The organism is Streptomyces sp. NPDC091376 (assembly GCF_044757085.1).
Classification (GTDB): Bacteria; Actinomycetota; Actinomycetes; order Streptomycetales; family Streptomycetaceae; genus Streptomyces; species Streptomyces pratisoli.
The window spans coordinates 161436-174282 of the sequence record NZ_JBIVUF010000008.1 but is presented as its reverse complement, the minus strand read 5'-3'; the positions used below and the strand labels follow the sequence as shown (position 1 = coordinate 174282).

At 72.2% G+C, this 12847-nt stretch carries 12 protein-coding genes; 8 read left to right on the top strand and 4 right to left on the bottom strand.

Annotated features, from left to right (window positions below):
• Positions 1 to 59 precede the first annotated feature (59 nt).
• The 3 genes from ACIQMR_RS19380 (at position 60) to ACIQMR_RS19370 (ending at position 4230) form a co-directional block, all read left to right on the top strand.
• The gene (locus tag ACIQMR_RS19380; RefSeq protein WP_401388370.1) at positions 60 to 884 is read left to right on the top strand and encodes an MOSC domain-containing protein; all 825 of its coding nucleotides are present in this window, start codon (positions 60 to 62) and stop codon (positions 882 to 884) included.
• 222 nt (positions 885 to 1106) lie between these two features.
• Positions 1107 to 1715: a hypothetical protein gene (locus tag ACIQMR_RS19375; protein WP_401388367.1), complete on the top strand. Its 609-nt coding sequence runs from the start codon at positions 1107 to 1109 to the stop codon at positions 1713 to 1715.
• Between the two features lie 91 nt (positions 1716 to 1806).
• On the top strand, positions 1807 to 4230 hold the full coding sequence (locus ACIQMR_RS19370; protein ID WP_401388364.1) for a right-handed parallel beta-helix repeat-containing protein: 2424 nt from the start codon (positions 1807 to 1809) through the stop codon (positions 4228 to 4230).
• Here the strand turns inward: ACIQMR_RS19370 and ACIQMR_RS19365 are convergent.
• The gene (locus ACIQMR_RS19365; protein WP_401388361.1) at positions 4200 to 6572 is read right to left on the bottom strand and encodes a hypothetical protein; all 2373 of its coding nucleotides are present in this window, start codon (positions 6570 to 6572) and stop codon (positions 4200 to 4202) included. The two genes, ACIQMR_RS19370 and ACIQMR_RS19365, sit on opposite strands and share 31 nt — an antisense overlap.
• Before the next feature lie 196 nt (positions 6573 to 6768).
• On the opposite strand from ACIQMR_RS19365, the gene ACIQMR_RS19360 reads away from it, so the two are divergent.
• From ACIQMR_RS19360 to ACIQMR_RS19350, 3 genes are all read left to right on the top strand, one after another.
• Positions 6769 to 7632, top strand: a complete 864-nt coding sequence (locus ACIQMR_RS19360; RefSeq protein ID WP_401388358.1) for a DeoR/GlpR family DNA-binding transcription regulator — start codon at positions 6769 to 6771, stop codon at positions 7630 to 7632.
• The gene (locus tag ACIQMR_RS19355) at positions 7629 to 8081 is read left to right on the top strand and encodes an SRPBCC family protein (RefSeq protein WP_401388355.1); all 453 of its coding nucleotides are present in this window, start codon (positions 7629 to 7631) and stop codon (positions 8079 to 8081) included. Before ACIQMR_RS19360 ends, ACIQMR_RS19355 begins: the two co-directional genes overlap by 4 nt.
• Before the next feature lie 92 nt (positions 8082 to 8173).
• Positions 8174 to 8653: an SRPBCC family protein gene (locus ACIQMR_RS19350; RefSeq protein ID WP_401388352.1), complete on the top strand. Its 480-nt coding sequence runs from the start codon at positions 8174 to 8176 to the stop codon at positions 8651 to 8653.
• Between the two features lies 1 nt (position 8654).
• On the opposite strand, the gene ACIQMR_RS19345 is transcribed toward ACIQMR_RS19350, so the two are convergent.
• Positions 8655 to 9770, bottom strand: coding sequence for a PLP-dependent cysteine synthase family protein (locus tag ACIQMR_RS19345; protein ID WP_401388349.1), 1116 nt, complete (start codon positions 9768 to 9770; stop codon positions 8655 to 8657).
• Positions 9771 to 9967: 197 nt separating this feature from the next.
• Between ACIQMR_RS19345 and ACIQMR_RS19340 the strand changes: the two genes are divergently transcribed.
• On the top strand, positions 9968 to 10285 hold the full coding sequence (locus ACIQMR_RS19340) for a hypothetical protein (RefSeq protein WP_266376400.1): 318 nt from the start codon (positions 9968 to 9970) through the stop codon (positions 10283 to 10285).
• 223 nt (positions 10286 to 10508) lie between these two features.
• Positions 10509 to 11033, top strand: a complete 525-nt coding sequence (locus ACIQMR_RS19335; protein ID WP_328724551.1) for an ATP-binding protein — start codon at positions 10509 to 10511, stop codon at positions 11031 to 11033.
• 261 nt (positions 11034 to 11294) lie between these two features.
• Here ACIQMR_RS19335 and ACIQMR_RS19330 read toward each other — a convergent pair whose 3' ends face one another.
• Both ACIQMR_RS19330 and ACIQMR_RS19325 read right to left on the bottom strand, forming a co-directional pair.
• Positions 11295 to 11600, bottom strand: a complete 306-nt coding sequence (locus ACIQMR_RS19330; RefSeq protein WP_401388346.1) for an SHOCT domain-containing protein — start codon at positions 11598 to 11600, stop codon at positions 11295 to 11297.
• A gap of 378 nt (positions 11601 to 11978) precedes the next feature.
• The gene (locus tag ACIQMR_RS19325) at positions 11979 to 12749 is read right to left on the bottom strand and encodes an SAM-dependent methyltransferase (RefSeq protein WP_401388343.1); all 771 of its coding nucleotides are present in this window, start codon (positions 12747 to 12749) and stop codon (positions 11979 to 11981) included.
• Between the last annotated feature and the right edge of the window lie 98 nt (positions 12750 to 12847).

Below are 12847 nucleotides of genomic sequence, written 5' to 3'. Positions count from 1 at the left end.
GCAGGCACCGACCCGGGCGGGACCGGCCGGAGGTACGAAGCACCTGGCAGGATGGCCGTATGGCGACTCCCGTGCTCCGTTCCCTCCATATCCACCCGGTCAAATCGGTCGGCGGCCACAGCCTCGCCGAGGCCGCCGTGGAGCCGTGGGGGCTCGCCGGTGACCGTCGGTGGATGCTGGTCGACGCCGCGGGCCGGGCCGTCACGCAACGCCAGCAGGCGCGGCTGGCGTTGGCGGCCGCCGAACCGCTGCCGGACGGCGCCGTCCGGCTGTCCGCGCCCGGGCTCGCACCGCTGACCGTGGCCGTGCCCGAGCCGTCGGGCACGACAACGGTGGAGATCTTCGGGGACAAGGTGGAGGCGGTGCCCGCCGGCGCCGCACCCGCCGACTGGTTCAGCGCGTTCCTGGACGTCCCGGTCCGCCTCGTGCACCTCGACGACCCGGCGTACCGCCGCCCCGTCGATCCGGCCTACGCGCTGCCCGGCGAGACCGTTTCCTTCGCGGACGGCTATCCGCTGCTCGTCACCTCCGCATCCTCGCTCGACGCGCTGAACTCGCTGATCGCGCAGGGCGACCACCCCGACGAGGGCCCGCTGCCCATGAACCGCTTCCGCCCGAATCTCGTCGTGGACGGCACCGCTCCCTGGGCCGAGGACGACTGGACGCGCATCGCGGTGGGCGAGGTGAGCTTCCGGGTGACCAAACCGTGCGGCCGCTGCGTCATCACCACCACCGACCAGACCACGGCCGAGCGCGGCAAGGAGCCCCTGCGCACACTCGCGCGGCACCGCCGCTTCGGGGACCGGCTGGTCTTCGGCCAGAACCTCGTGCCCGAGCACACCGGGACCGTCCGCGTCGGCGACCCGGTGCGCATTCTGGGCTGACGGCCCCGGCCACCCCCGGCCATCCGTTCCACGCCTGCGCCCGCGCCCGCGCCCGTATGCGTATACGCATACGGATACGCATCAATCGACTCCATCGGGGAACCCGCCGCGCAGGCCCACTCGTTGGGAGAGCGATCACGTGTGATTGCTCTCTCTTCGCGGAACATGCGCGTGAGCCGTGCCGTAGGAGGCTACGACGGACACGGAAGGGGGTGCGAAGCGATGCGAGCGATCTCAGGGCTCTGGCGTTGGCGGCACAATCCTCTGCGCCGTGCGACCGATCTCGTCGAGGCATGGGTGGCCTGCGCCGCCATGCTGCTGATGACCCTCGCCGTGCCGACCACCGGCTGGATCTGCGGGGCGCTGACCGACGACGCGCTACGGGAGTCGGCGCGGAAGCAGGCCGTCCAACGCCAGCCGGCGAAGGCTCGCGTGCTGCGCGCGGCACCCGCGCGACAGAGCTCCGCCGGCGATCCGGAAGGCGCGGTGGAGAACAGGGTCCGACGAACGGTGGTCGCCGAGTGGACGGCCCCTGACGGCAGCAGCCGAAGCGGCACTCTGGCCACCGGGGTACGCACGGCCGACCCCGGGGACACCTTCCGGATCTGGACGGACGAACGCGGCAATCCCGTGTCCCGCCCGATCGACCGGGACACCGCACGGGCGCATGCGGTGGTGGCGGGGCTCGGCGCGGCCGTCCTGGCGGCAGGCCTGATCGAGGGCGGCAGACGGCTGATCGTATGGCGGCTGATGCGGCGACGGTACGCCGACCTCGACCGTGCGTGGGCGAAATCCGGTCCCGACTGGGGGCGTACGGGCGCGGGCAGCTGACCGGTCAACTCGCGCTCGCCGCGCGCGCTACGGTGGTGCGACGCGCGGCACAGCACGCGACCGACGCACGAGGTGGGGGCAGAGCAGCACCATGGCACAGGGCACGGTCCAGGTGACGCACACCGGCACGTCGCGGTGGCGGCGCCGCACGGGCGAGTACGCCTCCCTCGCCGCTGCCCTGGAGGCCGCGGGCGACGGTGACATCCTCACCGTCGCACCCGGGACGTACCGGGAGAACCTGGTGGTGCGGCGTGCCGTGACCCTGCGCGGGACCGAAGGATCGGCCGGTTCGGTGCGGATCGCGCCCGCCGAGGGCGTGCCGCTGACGGTGCGTGCCTCGGCGACCGTGCAGGACCTGCAGATCGAGGGGCAGGACACGACGGCGCCCGCGCTGCTCGTGGAGGACGGTTCGCCGGAGCTGGCCGATCTGCGGATCGTCACGCGCTCGGCGGCGGGTGTCGAGGTCCGCGGTGCGGCCCGGCCGACCGTGCGGCGCTGCACCGTGGACAATCCGGCCGGCGTCGGGATCGGTGTACTGGACGGCGCGGGCGGTGTGTTCGAGGACTGCGAGGTGGTCGCGGCCGGACAGTCCGGAGTGTCGGTGCGCGGCGGCGCCCATCCACGGCTGGAGCGCTGCCGGGTGCACCACACGTCGGGCTCCGGACTGAGCGTCACCGGCGAGGGCAGCTCCCTGGAGGCGCTCGGCTGCGAGGTGTACGAGATCAAGGACGCGGGCATGCAGATCGCGTCGCGGGCGACGGCCCATCTGACGGACTCGCGAGTGCACCGCACCTCCTCCGACGGCATCACGCTCGACACGGACGCGGTCCTCACGCTCGCCGACTGCGACATCCATGACGTTCCCGAGAACGCGGTGGATCTGCGCTCGCGTTCGGTGCTCACCCTCACGCGCTCCACGGTGCGGCGGTTCGGTCGCAACGGACTGTCGGTGTGGGATCCGGGCACCCGGGTGGACGCCAACCAGTGCGAGATCCACGAGAGTACGGGTGACTATCCGGCGGTGTGGGTCAGCGACGGGGCGACCGCCGTGCTCGACTCCTGCCGGGTGCACAACGTCCCGGACGCCCTGTTCGTCCTGGACCGCGGATCGCGGGCCGATGTCGTCGACAGCGACCTGTCGCAGGTGCGCAACACGGCCGTGTCGGTCAGCGACGGCGCCACCGCCCAGCTCGACGACTGCCGTATCCGGGAGGCCTCCACGGGTGCCTGGTTCCGTGACCACGGCAGCGGAGGGACGCTCAACAACTGCACGATCGACGGCGCCCAGACGGGTGTCATCGTCACCAAGGGCGCCGATCCGGCGATCGAACGGTGCACGGTGAGCTCGCCCGCGGAAGCCGGCTTCTACGTGTCGGCCGAGGGGCGCGGCTCCTTCCACGGCTGCCAGGTGACGGGCAGCGGCGGCTACGGCTTCCACGTGATGGACGGCTGCCGTACGACGCTGACGCGCTGCCGCACCGAGCGGTGCGCGCGCGGGGGTTACGAGTATCCCGAGGACGGCACCGTCGTGGAGGACTGCACCAGCGACGAGAGCGGTGTGCGCGCCGTGCCCACGCAGAGTCCGGCCGTGGTCACCGCCGCCCAGACACCCGGACTGCTGTCCATGATCCCGGGCCAGCGCACCGCCGGGCCCGAACCCGGCGACCTGCCCGCGGCCCCACCGGCCGCGCCGGCTCCGGCTGCCCGGACGTCGGACGCGGTCCTCGGTGAACTGGACGCGCTGGTGGGCCTGGAGAGCGTCAAGCGCGAGGTGCGCACGCTCACGAACATGATCGAGGTCGGCAGGCGCCGCCAGGAGGCGGGCCTCAAGGCGGCGTCAGTCCGGCGCCATCTGGTCTTCACCGGCTCACCCGGCACCGGCAAGACGACGGTGGCGCGGCTGTACGGCGAGATCCTGGCGTCGCTCGGGGTGCTGGAGCGCGGGCACCTGGTCGAGGTGTCCCGGGTCGACCTCGTCGGCGAGCACATCGGCTCGACCGCGATCCGTACGCAGGAGGCGTTCGACCGGGCACGCGGCGGGGTGCTGTTCATCGACGAGGCCTACGCCCTCTCCCCCGAGGACTCGGGGCGTGACTTCGGCCGTGAGGCCATAGACACCCTGGTGAAGCTGATGGAGGACCACCGGGACGCGGTGGTGGTCATCGTCGCGGGGTACACGGCGGAGATGGAACGGTTCCTGTCGGTCAACCCCGGTGTGGCGTCCCGCTTCTCACGGACCATCACCTTCAGTGACTATGTGCCGGACGAGCTGCTGCGGATCGTGGAGCAGCAGGCGGAGGAGCACGAGTACCGGCTGGGCGAGGGCACGGCCGAGGCGCTGCTGAAGTACTTCACGGCGCTCCCCAAGGGGCCGGCGTTCGGCAACGGCCGGACCGCGCGCCAGACCTTCGAGTCGATGGTCGAGCGGCACGCGGGCCGGGTCGCCGAGCTCGCCGAGGTGAACACGGACGATCTGACGCTGCTCTACCCGGACGACCTGCCCGAACTGCCCTGAGGCGTGGCGGACTCGTCCCGCTGGCGTGGCAGCGCGGGCGGCAGCCGGTCGAGGAGTTCCTCGCGCTCTTCGGCGAACACCGGGTCGGCCTGGTAGTCGGAGTGGCCGAGGACGGGCTCCGGCAGCGGATGGGTGTCCGTACGCCCGTACACCATGGGGTCCTTGAGCGCTTCCCGGTCGACCTGGGGCTTTCCGTCCTCGGCGGGGACGCGTACGGGACCGCCGATCGGGTCGGTGTGCCGCCACAGATTGCGCCAGCAGTGCAGCTCCCCGTCGAGAGCGCGCAGTTGGGCGGGCCCAAAGTAGGCGGGGAACCACCGGCCGTACAGCCGCTCCAGCGGTGAGCCGTAGGTGAGCAGTGCGACACGGCGGCGGGTGGCGGCCGGGAGCTGCCAGACCGCGGCGGCGGCCAGCACACTGCCCTGGGAGTGACCGGAGATGACGAGTCGTCCGCCGGTGTTCGCGGTCCATGACGCCATGCGCCAGGTGAGGTCGGGGACGGCGCGCTCGGCGTAGCAGGGCGGTGCGAAGGGGTGCGCGGCACGGGGCCAGAACGTGCCGACGTCCCAGAGGATGCCGATGGTGCGCCGGGCGGACGCGTCGCGGTACGCACGCCGGCCCCAGGTGACGAAGAGGATGAAGCCGAGTCCGATCAGCCATGAGCCGAGTGTCTGCGCGACGTCGACGGCGGCCTCCACGACCGGGTGGGCCTTGTCGAAGGCCACCACGGGCACCTCGCCGCTGGCCCGGGCGCCGGCCACGGCTCCGGCCCCGAGCAGCAGGGTGGCCGCGCAGAGGATGCCGAGGAGGGCGGGTGCGGCGTCGGTGAGGCCGGCCCGCGCGCGGGTCCCGGCGATCCGGCGGGTACGCACCGGGTCGGGCCGTTCCTCGGGATAGTCCGCCTCGACACGGCCCGCGAGGTCCTGGGCGGTGCGCCAGGTCCGTACGCCGAGGACGCCGAGCGGTACGAGGAGCAGAAGCAGCAGCACGGGGATGACGGACGCCTGCCAGCTGAGGAGCACCGGCGGGCCGGTGATCGGCCCCTCCCCCACACCGGGGGTGCCGGGCCCGTCCAGCCAGTCGGCTACGCGCTGGGCGACTCCGCCCGTCATGACGCCACCGAGAGCGCAGGCGAGCAGGGCGACGGCGGGACCGCCCATGCCGTACAGGGCGGTACGGGCGTGCCGCGCACGGCGGTGGAGGAGGTGCGCGGCGACGGCGAGCACGACGACGAGGGCGCCCTGGGCGAGGGTGAGGACCTGGAAGGCGGTGTCGCCGGGGAGCGTGCCGTGGGAGAGCCAGCCGGGCCGTGACCAGGACGCGTACAGCATCGAGAGGGCGAGCAGGACGAGGGAGCCGCCGGGGAGCCAGGTGATGACGGCGCGGTCGACCCGGTTGTCGAGGACGTTCTCGCTGCGTCCGCGACGGAACACGACGGCGACGACGAACACGCCCATGACGGCGAGGACCGACTCCAGGGCCCAGCCGGCGACTTCGAGGGCAGGCACGTCGGCGCCGCGGTCGTGACGCGCGGCCGCACCGGCCACGGCGGCCGCGATGACGAGGAATCCGGCGGCGGTGTGCGCGGCACGCAGCCGGGCGACCAGACGGCGGCCGTACCAGAACCCGGGCCGCCCGAGCGCGGGGCGGAGCGTCTCCTGCTGCTCCGGCTCCCCGGCGGCGCCGGGCTGTGCGGTCGTCGTGACGTTCGGCGGCCGCTGGGCCTCGTAGGCGCTCCAGGTGCGGTTGGACAGGTACCAGAGCAGGCCCATCAGCGCGGCAGGCAGCAGCGCCGCGAGCGAGAGGCGCCGGCCGGGCTGGGACCACCAGCCGTCGTTCGCTGCGGAGAGGAACCCGATCCAGGAACTGTCCCCGGAGCAGCGGGCCGAGCCCGCGCACTGCCAGGCCGTCAGATCGAGGGCGACCTCGCAGGCGGCCGCGACGAGCAGGGCCGTCAGGCTGAGCGCGATGAGGCGGACCAGCATCCCGTACAGCCGTACCGTCCGGGACCGGCCCCGGGCCGTGGGACGCATCCAGTGGGCCAGGTTGACGACCATGAAGGGCAGGAGCAGCAGCCACAGCGCGCGGGCGCCGTTGCCGGAGGTCAGGTTGGACCAGCAGTACGCCTCGGGGACGGGTCCGTCCTCGTAGCGCTCGGGGTGCTGTTCGGCATCGGCGTCGTCGGTGCGCCGGTACACGGCGGCGGTCGTGTCCCCGGTGATCCGGACCGTACGGGGATCGCCGAGCATGTCCTGCGGGGTGGCTCCGCCGACGCCGTGAACCAGCAGTTCCAGCGCGGCGCCGCCGCGCCGGGGCGCGGGGTCCGGGGTGGCAGGGGGCACCTCTGCGACTCGCTCTCTGATGGGAGGATCTACGGCGCGTGACCAGAATCCCGGACAGAATCCCGGATCACGGCCGCCGCCGCAGGGCTCTCACGTAATCTCCCCCCTGCTCGGGTGAAGCCACCGTGGGAGGATGAGAATCCTCGGTGAACAGCGGTGACATGGCGACAGCGAAACGGAAGGACCGGCCCCGGCGGTGAGCGACAATCACAACCTCCTCGCGGAGCAGCGGCGTGCCCTGATCCTCGACGAGGTGCGGCGGCGTGGTGGGGTGCGCGTCAATGAACTCACGCGCAGGCTGAACGTCTCCGACATGACGGTGCGCCGGGATCTGGACGCACTCGCCCGGCAGGGCGTCGTCGAGAAGGTGCACGGCGGTGCGGTGCCGGTGGCCGAGGCGAGTACGCACGAGCCGGGCTTCGAGGCCAAGTCGTCGCTGGAGCTGAACGCCAAGGAGGACATCGCGCGGGCGGCCGCCGCGATGGCCGTTCCGGGGAGCGCGATCGCCCTGTCGGGTGGTACGACGACGTACGCGCTGGCGCACCATCTCGTCGACGTGCCCGATCTGACGGTGGTCACCAACTCGGTGCGGGTCGCCGATGTGTTCCACACGGAACAGCGGGCGACCTCGACGGCCGGTCAGCGTCCGGGCGCCGCGACGGTGGTCCTCACGGGCGGCGTTCGCACCCCGTCCGACTCGCTCGTCGGCCCGGTCGCCGACCAGGCGATCCGCTCCCTGCACTTCGATGTGCTGTTCCTCGGAGTGCACGGCATCTCGGTAGAGGCGGGCCTGTCGACACCGAATCTGGCGGAGGCGGAGACGAACAGGCGGTTCGTCCGCTCGGCCCGACGGGTCGTGGTGGTGGCCGACCACACCAAGTGGGGGACGGTCGGGCTGAGTTCGTTCGCCCGGCTCGACGAGGTGGACACGCTGGTGACGGACGCGGGGCTGCCGGCGGAGGCACGCGAGGAGATCGCGGAGTACCTGCCGCATCTGGTGGTCGCCGGGGAGACGGGCGAGGCGGCCGAGGCGGGCGAGGCGGCCGCGCCCCGGCGATGACGGTCTTCCGGGTGGTGCGTACGACGCCGTTGCCGGCCGCGGAGGCATGGCGGCGGCTCACCGACTGGTCCGCACACTCGGGACAGGTGCCGCTGACCCGGATCTCGGTGCCGGCGCCGGGGCCCACGGGCGAGGGCACCCGGTTCGTGGCCCGTACGGGTGTGGGGCGCCTGGGTTTCGACGATCCGATGGAGGTCGTCCGCTGGGAGCCGCCGCGCGCCGGGCGGCCGGGACACTGCCGGCTGGAGAAGCGCGGCACGGTCGTGCGGGGCTGGGCGGAGATCGAGGTGCGGCAGGCGCCCGACGGGACCCGGGTGGTCTGGACGGAGGATCTGCGGGTGCGGGGGCTGCCGCGCGTGGCGGGTCCGGCACTGGCGAGGGTCGCCCGGCGGGTGTTCGGCCGGGTGGTGGACGGTCTGCTCACCGGAGCTGCGCCGGCCGCACGGTAGTGCCCGTCGGGACCCGCACGGAGGTCCCCATCCGATGGCCCGCCGGTTATCGTGTGCGGGCCCCTGCCCGGCTGTCCCCGGAGGTACAGGTCATGACGCACCGACTCAGGCCCGTGGAGCTCGACTTCGCCGAGTCCGCCCCGCTTCGACTCGTCTTCACCGCGGAGGTGCGCGCCAGCCCCGAGGCCGTGTACGGCGCGCTCGCGGAGGACGTCGAGGGCTGGCCCGGCTGGTTCACGGCCATCACCTCGGCCCGGCCGACCAGAGGCGGCGCGGGCAGGGAGGTCCGGCTGCGCGGCGGCACGCGCTTCGTGGAGACGATCATGAGCAGGGAGCCCGGTGTGCGGTACGCGTACCGCGTGGACGAGACCAACGCCCCGGGCGTCCGGGCCATGCTGGAGGAGTGGCGTCTCACGCCGGCGGAGTCCGGTACCCGGGTGCGGTGGACGATGGCGGTCGACGGGCCCGCACCGCTGCGGTTCGTCATGGGGCTGGCACGGCCCGGTCTGGGCCGTGCGTTCCGTGACGCCGTCCGCAGACTCGACCGCCGTCTCGCCTCGGCCACGGCCTGAGTCAGTCCGGCCAGACGCCGGTGCGCAGGAACTCCTCGAGCGTGGCGGCGTACGGGGCGATGTCGAGGCCCTGTCCGGCGAGCCAGTCGTCGGAGTAGTACTTGTCCAGGTAGCGGTCGCCCGGGTCGCAGATGAGGGTGACGACGCTGCCCTGCTCGCCCGCCGCCACCATCTCCGCGACGATCTTCAGCGCGCTCCACAGCCCTGTGCCGGTGGAACCGCCGGCCTTGCGGCCGATGGCCTGCTCCAGGGCCCGGACGGCGGCGACGGTCGCCGCGTCGGGCACCTTCATCATGCGGTCGATGGCCCCGGTCACGAAGCTCGGCTCCATCCGCGGCCGCCCGATGCCCTCGATCCGCGAGCCGCAGTCGCTGGTGGCCAGCGGATCACCCTGCGTCCAGCCCTCGAAGAAGCAGGAGTTCTCGGGGTCGGGGACACACACCCTGGTGTCGTACTGCATGTAGTGGACGTACCGGGCGATGGTCGCCGACGTACCGCCCGTGCCCGCCGTGGCGACGATCCACGCGGGCTCCGGGTAGCGCTCCAGCCTCAGCTGCTGGTAGATCGATTCGGCGATGTTGTTGTTGCCGCGCCAGTCGGTGGCCCGCTCGGCGTAGGTGAACTGGTCCATGTAGTGGCCGCCGGTCCGTGCGGCGAGCGTGGCGGACTCCTCGTACATCTTCCGCGAGTCGTCCACGAAGTGGCAGCTGCCGCCGTGGAATTCGATGAGGCGGCACTTCTCCGCGCTGGTGGTGCGCGGCATCACGGCGATGAAGGGCACGCCGATGAGCTTGGCGAAGTACGCCTCGGAGACGGCGGTCGAGCCGCTGGAGGCCTCGATGACCGGCTTGCCGGGGCGGATCCAGCCGTTGCAGAGCCCGTAGAGGAACAGCGAACGCGCGAGCCGGTGCTTGAGGCTGCCCGTGGGGTGGGTGGACTCGTCCTTGAGATAGAGATCGATCCCCCACGGCTCGGGCAGCGGGAAGCGCAGCAGATGCGTGTCGGCCGAGCGGTTCGCGTCGGCCTGCACCTTGCGTACGGCCTCTTTCAGCCATGCTCGGTACTGAGGATCGCTCCGGTCCACATCAATGGTGTCCCTCGCCTCGTACGTGCTCATCCGCCCCGCTCCTCACTGTGGAAGTCACCGCACCCCACTGCCCACCATAAGCCCCTCACCTGCACAAACGTTCACTTTGGGATTCCATAGCGATGGCTTGTGGAGGAGTTCCGGGATACGTCGGGATGCACCCTGGTGCCCATGCGGTTCCCTGGGCAGACTGAGGTGCACAAGCAGGTGAGAAGGGGGCGGCGGCCATGTCAGAGCCGGAGTTCAGCGCCATGGGCGTGCGGATCGAGCGGTGGCCCCGCTCGCTCACGACGGCCGGGCAGGTCCTGATCGAGGACGGCAGGCTCGCGCTCCTCACCAGCTACGGGCGGGTGATCGACAGCGCTCCGGTGCGCGCGGTCCGGGCGGGCAAGCCCTGGTTCGCGGGCGGCGACAGCGCGGTCGCGACGGTCAACGGCACCCGCTACCGGCTCACCATGAGCCGGCCGGGACACGGACTCGACGGTACGGCGCTGACGGGCCGGTTCCTGGAGGCACTCCGCAAGGCCGGGGCCGGCCGGGGCTGACCGTGCGCGGGCCCGCGGTGTCACCAGTGCGGTGTGTGCGCGGAGTTGCGACGGGGTGTGCGCGGAGTTGCGAAGGCGTCACGCCTGGTTCACGCTTGACCTACATCACTCTGGGTTGACCGGCGGTGACACTGTGATCCAGCCCGCCGGCGCATACAGCAGGCAGCCGACTGCTGGATCCGATCCTTCGTCTTCTTCCGGACCTATTCGGGGAGTCGCAGCCGTGATCAGCGAGGCAAGCAGGCATTGCACGGTGGAGCTCCAGGCTCTGCCTTCGCGGATCGGTCAGGTCCGCAGAATAGTGTCGGCGCAATTGCGCTACTGGCAGCTCGACCGCCTGATCGACCAGGCGGCGCTCGGCGTCACCGAGCTGCTGACCAATGTCCACCGGCACGCACAGCCGGACAAGCTGTGCACCGTGGAGATGGAGCTGCTGCTCGACCGGCTCACCGTCTCGGTGCACGACCATGATCCCCGGATCCCGATGCTGGGCTCCGCGGGACCGCTCGAGACCACCGGGCGCGGACTCGCGCTGATCGATGCGGTGAGCGAGAGCTGGGGGGTACTGCCGAAGGGCGACGCCGGGAAGATCGTGTGGTTCACGCTCCCCACGTCACCGACGGCCACCGCGCCGGTGCCGTACACGGTCGCGTCCGTGTACGGGGCGGCACCGGTCGAGACCTCCTTCGCGGTCGTCGAGGCGGAGCCACGCGAACGTGCGGCGGTCCGGTCGGTCGTCACGACCTGACCGGGCCGGGCCGGGGTGTAGTGGACGGGGTCGAGGCTGGGGCCGGCAGCGCGCCGGGAGGCACCGGGAGGCGCCGGGTGAGAAACCGCCGGCGCCTCTGGTCGATGACGAACACCCCGTACCGTCGCCGCATCCGTCACTACGTGGCGATCGCCCGCGGGACGTCGAGACGTGGCGGCCGGCGCGCGCACGAGCGCGACCACCGCGAGGCGCTCCGGCGCCAGGGCGAAGAGGTCGTGACCGCCGGGGTCATCGCGGTCGTCATGCCGCCCCGCCCTTGGAGTGCGGTCCGAACTGCTCGTCCAGGACGGAGAGTCGGCGCCAGTACTCGTCCTCGTCGATCTCTCCGGCGGCGAACCGCCTGCCGAGCACGGCGATCGGCGACTGCTCGCCGCCGTGCATCCCGCTGTGCGTCCCTCCGTGCATCGGTCGGGGCTGCCACGGTCCGCGGTGGCCGCGCAGGCCGGTGCGCCTGAGCAGTGTGATGCCGCCGAAGACGACGGCCGCCCAGATCAGCGGGAAGAACAGGATCCACGGGCCGGGCCCGTCGTACGCGAGGGTGTTCATTCCGGTCAGCTCCTCGGTGGTGGTCCGGTGGTGTCGTCTCGTGCGATACGAGCGTCACGCCGGGAGGGGCTCCGGGTCGTCGTACGGCCAGCGGCACTGCACGTACCACGCAGGGAGTACGCAAGGCCCGCACGGCTGCTCCGGTGCCGTCCGGAGCGGCCGTGTGCGCACCGGCACCGAGACGATCAGGCAACGGGCGACATCCTCGACCGACTCCGAGAGCGACTCCGAGAGCGGCTCGGAGGTCGCCGAGGAGGGGCAGACGCGCACGAGTTCAGCGCCTCGCGACCGTCGTGGGCGGAAGCGAGGCGCTGATCGTCGGGGCCGTCGCGGGCGGTTGCGCGTTCGCGCGTGCCGTCCGGTCGGCCGCGGGTGTCGTCAGTCGACCGGGATCAGCGTGAGGTAGACGAGGCCCAGCACCCCGCGGTAGCCACGGAGCCAGCTCGCACGGTGGCGGTCCACCCGGTCCCGGGTCTCGGCGGCGAGGGGGTGGCCGGCGTTCGCGGCGAGCCACTCCTCCGTACCGGCGAGATAGCCGGATTCGAAGTGCTCCCACTCCGCCTCGGTCGCCGTCTCGAGCGATTCGACGCGGAATCCCGCGGCGGTCGCGGCCTCGACGATCCCGGCGAGGGACTGGTGGTCATCGGCGCGGGCCCCCGGCCACATCGCGGCCAACTCGTCCGGGGCCGGGGTGCGCTGCCAGAAGCCCTCGCCGAAGAGCAGCCGTCCACCCGGCGCCACCAGCGAACGCAGCGCACCGAGCGCGGCCCTGGTCGGGTCGCCGGTCACCGTGTCCGGACCGAGGAGTGCCTGTCCCGAACCCACGCACAGCACGACATCGGCCGGCCCGCGCGTCGTGCCGGTGGCCGACTCCTCGACGAACTCGACCCGCCCGTCGATACCGCGCGCCGCGGCGTTGTGCCGTCCCCGCGCGAGATCCTCGCCGTTGAGATCGATACCCACGCCCTTCGAGCCCGGCGCCGCTTCGAGCACCCGGAGCATCAACTCGCCCCAGCCACAACCGATGTCGAGCACGGTCGCGGGCGCGCGACGTGCGAGCCTCGCGACGAGCCCCTCGGCGCGGACTTCGGAGAGGGGTCCGTGGAAGGTGAGGCGGGTGAGGCGCGGCGGCAGCTCGGTGTCGGTCATGGGGCGGAACGGTACGACCACAGGGCCCTGACACGCACCTGAATTCCTCGCCCCCGGCGGGACGAGGGACTCTTTGAAATATTTCGACCGGTCGTCTA

Bases quoted from the DNA above. Each gene is read 5' to 3' on its own strand.
- ACIQMR_RS19350 (WP_401388352.1), top strand. From the start codon at position 8,174: ATGACGCACCGACTCAGGCCCGTGGAGCTCGACTTCGCCGAGTCCGCC.
- ACIQMR_RS19325 (WP_401388343.1), bottom strand. From the start codon at position 12,749: ATGACCGACACCGAGCTGCCGCCGCGCCTCACCCGCCTCACCTTCCAC.
- ACIQMR_RS19370 (WP_401388364.1), top strand. From the start codon at position 1,807: ATGGCACAGGGCACGGTCCAGGTGACGCACACCGGCACGTCGCGGTGG.
- ACIQMR_RS19330 (WP_401388346.1), bottom strand. From the start codon at position 11,600: ATGAACACCCTCGCGTACGACGGGCCCGGCCCGTGGATCCTGTTCTTC.
- ACIQMR_RS19375 (WP_401388367.1), top strand. From the start codon at position 1,107: ATGCGAGCGATCTCAGGGCTCTGGCGTTGGCGGCACAATCCTCTGCGC.
- ACIQMR_RS19380 (WP_401388370.1), top strand. From the start codon at position 60: ATGGCGACTCCCGTGCTCCGTTCCCTCCATATCCACCCGGTCAAATCG.
- ACIQMR_RS19345 (WP_401388349.1), bottom strand. From the start codon at position 9,770: ATGAGCACGTACGAGGCGAGGGACACCATTGATGTGGACCGGAGCGAT.
- ACIQMR_RS19355 (WP_401388355.1), top strand. From the start codon at position 7,629: ATGACGGTCTTCCGGGTGGTGCGTACGACGCCGTTGCCGGCCGCGGAG.
- ACIQMR_RS19340 (WP_266376400.1), top strand. From the start codon at position 9,968: ATGTCAGAGCCGGAGTTCAGCGCCATGGGCGTGCGGATCGAGCGGTGG.